Source organism: Syntrophomonas sp. UBA1041 (genome assembly GCF_002316705.1).
Taxonomy (GTDB): Bacteria; Bacillota; Syntrophomonadia; order Syntrophomonadales; family Syntrophomonadaceae; genus DTU019.
The window spans coordinates 10,955-13,885 of the sequence record NZ_DCEA01000036.1 but is presented as its reverse complement, the minus strand read 5'-3'; the positions used below and the strand labels follow the sequence as shown (position 1 = coordinate 13,885).

Genomic DNA, 2,931 nt, shown 5'->3' with positions numbered 1-2,931 from the left:
CGAGGCCTTGCGCCAGCAGGGCTTTCCTCAGCTAAAGTAGCGGTAAGCTCAGAAAAAGCAAAAAACCCGCGAACGGGTTTTTCATTGTCATGGCATTGCTGGGTTAGCCCTCTTCCGGCTGCGGTGCATCCACCGGGCATATATCAGCACATGATCCACAATCAGTGCATAAATCGGGGTCTATGATATATTTGTCTTCCCCTTCACTAATCGCATCCACCGGGCATTCATCTACGCACACCCCGCATGAAATACAGTCGTCATTAATGCTGTAGGCCACTGAGTTCGCCTCCTTTGCTCCATTTGCACTAATATGAATTATAATGAACGCCTTTTTTCTTGTCAATTTGCTAATATTAATTCTCGACACGGTACGACTAGAGGGAAATAACCCGAATTTCTTAATATCTGCTTCTAATTTCTTTATTAGGTCCTTTCAAGAGCCTGTGGATATATTATAATAAAAAGCAATATATGGATGTTTGTGCTATACAAATGCCGATAAAAATAGGTGATAAGATGAAATGCGTGGTTCTCGCCAATGGCGAATACGGACCTTTAGAAAGATATAGCAGTGTGGTACTGGATAGCGATTTAATCATCTGCGCCGATGGAGGGGCTAATTACGCTTATGAAATGGGCCTGATACCGGCATACATCGTGGGCGATATGGATTCCATCAAGCCAGAGGTAAAGGAGTTCTTTGCCGCCCGCCGGGTCACAGTTAAAAAATACCCGCGGCGCAAGGATTTTACCGACACTCAACTAGCGCTTTCCCTGGCAGAAGAAATGGGTGCAGATGAGGTCGTTTTCCTGGGCACCCTGGGGAAACGCCTTGACCATACCTTGAGCAATTTGTACAGCGGCATCGAATTAGCCATGATGGGCAAGCAAGTGATGCATTATTCTCCCCAGTGTGTGGTATACTTGACTGCCAGGCGCCTGGTCATAGAAGGCCAAAAAGGGGATGTGGTATCGGTTTTGCCTCTGAGTGAAAAGGCCCTGGGAGTATGCGAAAAAGGTTTTGAATACCCTCTGGAAAATGTGGTCTTAGAAAAGAAAAATCCCTATACGGTTTCTAATACTCTGGCTGAGGAAAAAGGGGAAATCAGCGTAGAAGAAGGTATTCTGGCGGTATTCCATTTTTTAACGTCAGATGGCTGACTTACTTGATTTGGCAATGCCCCGGGGAAAACTTATAATAGAAGTTGTTTAATCCAGAAATCGGAGGATAGGGATTTGGATTTCAACTTCCTGTCTGGCGTGTTGACCAGCTCATGGAACCTGTTGCTGAGCCTGGTGGATATTGCCATTGTGGCTTACCTCATATACCGCATTTTAGGGCTAATTAGCGGAACAAGAGCGGAACAGCTCTTACGGGGGCTCTTGCTCCTCCTGGTGTTTTCTGTTTTGGCCAGCTACTTAAACCTGGCCATGGTAACCTGGTTGGTGGAAAAATTATGGATAGTCTTTGCGATTACCCTGCCGATTGTTTTTCAGCCGGAATTACGGCGCTTTTTGGAACAAATCGGCCGGGGCAGTTTCTTTTCTGGGCATCATTTACAATGGAACCCGGAGGCCATGCACAATGTTCTGGCAGAGGTGAGCAGTGCCGCCGGGATCCTGTCCCGCAACCGCATGGGTGCTTTAATGATACTCACCCGTGAGACTGGCATCGGAGAGCATGCCGCCAGCGGTGTATTGGTGGATGGGGCGGTGACCAGCAGCCTCCTGATCAATATATTTTGGCCCAATACACCCCTTCACGACGGGGCAGTGGTCATATCTGCCGGCCGGCTGGAACGGGCGGCTTGTTTTCTGCCCTTGAGCGATAATCCCAATTTAAGCCTGCACCTGGGCACCCGCCACCGTGCGGGTCTGGGGATAACCGAGGTTTCAGACGCCCTGGCGGTTATCGTCTCTGAAGAGAGCGGACAGATTTCCCTGGCTCGCGAAGGTGATTTATTGGCTTGCTCGGACGAAAATCATTTGCGGCAGGTCTTGGAGCTGGAGTTTATACAAAAACCCAACTGGGGCGAGAGCTTGCGCAGGAGGTGGTTTAGACAATATGAATCCTCAACTAAAGCGAAAAAAGACCGGGCTTAAAATCATCTCTGTTATTATGTCGGTTTTACTGTGGGCCTACGTAGTCAATCAGGGCAGCGCTGCAACCGGGCAGAACCTGGTTCAGGTTTCGCTTGATTACCGCAATGTTCCAGCGGGGCTTGCTGTAAAAGGACCGGATCAGGTTAATGTCAAGTTGTGGGGCATAATAGAAAAGAAGGCTGCCGTGAAGGCTTATGTCGATTTGGCAGGCTATGAAGCCGGTTCTTTTGATGTTCCGGTTCAGGTAGAGCCCGGCTCGGGAGCCATTTTAACCAGTGCCCAGCCCCGTGTCGTACAGGTGACCCTGGCCGGCCAGCAGGAACGTGTTTTTACTGTTGTCCATCAGGTGGTTAACAACCCTCCACAAGGTTATGAATTGCTGGATATCAGTGTGACTCCTGATAAATGCCTGGTCAGAGGGGAGCAGGCCTTTATAAGTAAAATCGACCATATTGTAGGAGAAGTGGATCTGAGCCAGACTACAGATATAGCCGCCCATACCGTCAACCTCGAAGCCCGGGATGCAACCGGAAAATTAGTGAGCGGTAATTTCGAACTGCTGCCCCGCCAGGCTACCGTACACGCAGTGGTGGCGCCAAAACAATCTGCCAGGGAGGTTCCGGTTACTGTGATAAGCAATGGATTTGCTGCCCCTGGCTTTCAGGTGACAAATGTGTCAGCCCAGCCAGCCCTGGTAAAAGTAATGGGAAACAGTGGTATCGTGGAGAATATGGGTGACATTAAAACCGAACTGCTGGACTTGACCGGCAAAGACCAATCCTTTCAACAGGAAGTGAGCTTGCAGACTCCTCAGGGGGTAAAGGC

At 49.2% G+C, this 2,931-nt stretch carries 4 protein-coding genes; 3 read left to right on the top strand and 1 reads right to left on the bottom strand.

Translation table 11 applies throughout. The features are described from left to right. Window positions 1–103: 103 nt before the first annotated feature. Window positions 104–280 (bottom strand): indolepyruvate ferredoxin oxidoreductase subunit alpha, encoded by a 177-nt coding sequence (locus tag B2633_RS05915; protein WP_483169737.1) that lies wholly within the window; start codon window positions 278–280, stop codon window positions 104–106. Window positions 281–495: 215 nt separating this feature from the next. On the opposite strand from B2633_RS05915, the gene B2633_RS05910 reads away from it, so the two are divergent. The 3 genes from B2633_RS05910 to B2633_RS05900 all read left to right on the top strand — a co-directional run. Beyond that, window positions 496–1,164 carry a thiamine diphosphokinase gene (locus tag B2633_RS05910; protein ID WP_483169736.1) on the top strand — a complete coding sequence of 223 codons (669 nt, stop codon included), beginning with the start codon at window positions 496–498 and terminating at the stop codon, window positions 1,162–1,164. 75 nt (window positions 1,165–1,239) lie between these two features. After that, the gene (gene cdaA / locus B2633_RS05905; RefSeq protein WP_483169735.1) at window positions 1,240–2,106 is read left to right on the top strand and encodes a diadenylate cyclase CdaA; all 867 of its coding nucleotides are present in this window, start codon (window positions 1,240–1,242) and stop codon (window positions 2,104–2,106) included. Continuing rightward, the coding region (locus B2633_RS05900; protein WP_483169734.1) for a CdaR family protein at window positions 2,069–2,931 on the top strand (863 nt) is incomplete at its 3' end. The genes cdaA and B2633_RS05900, both read left to right, overlap by 38 nt.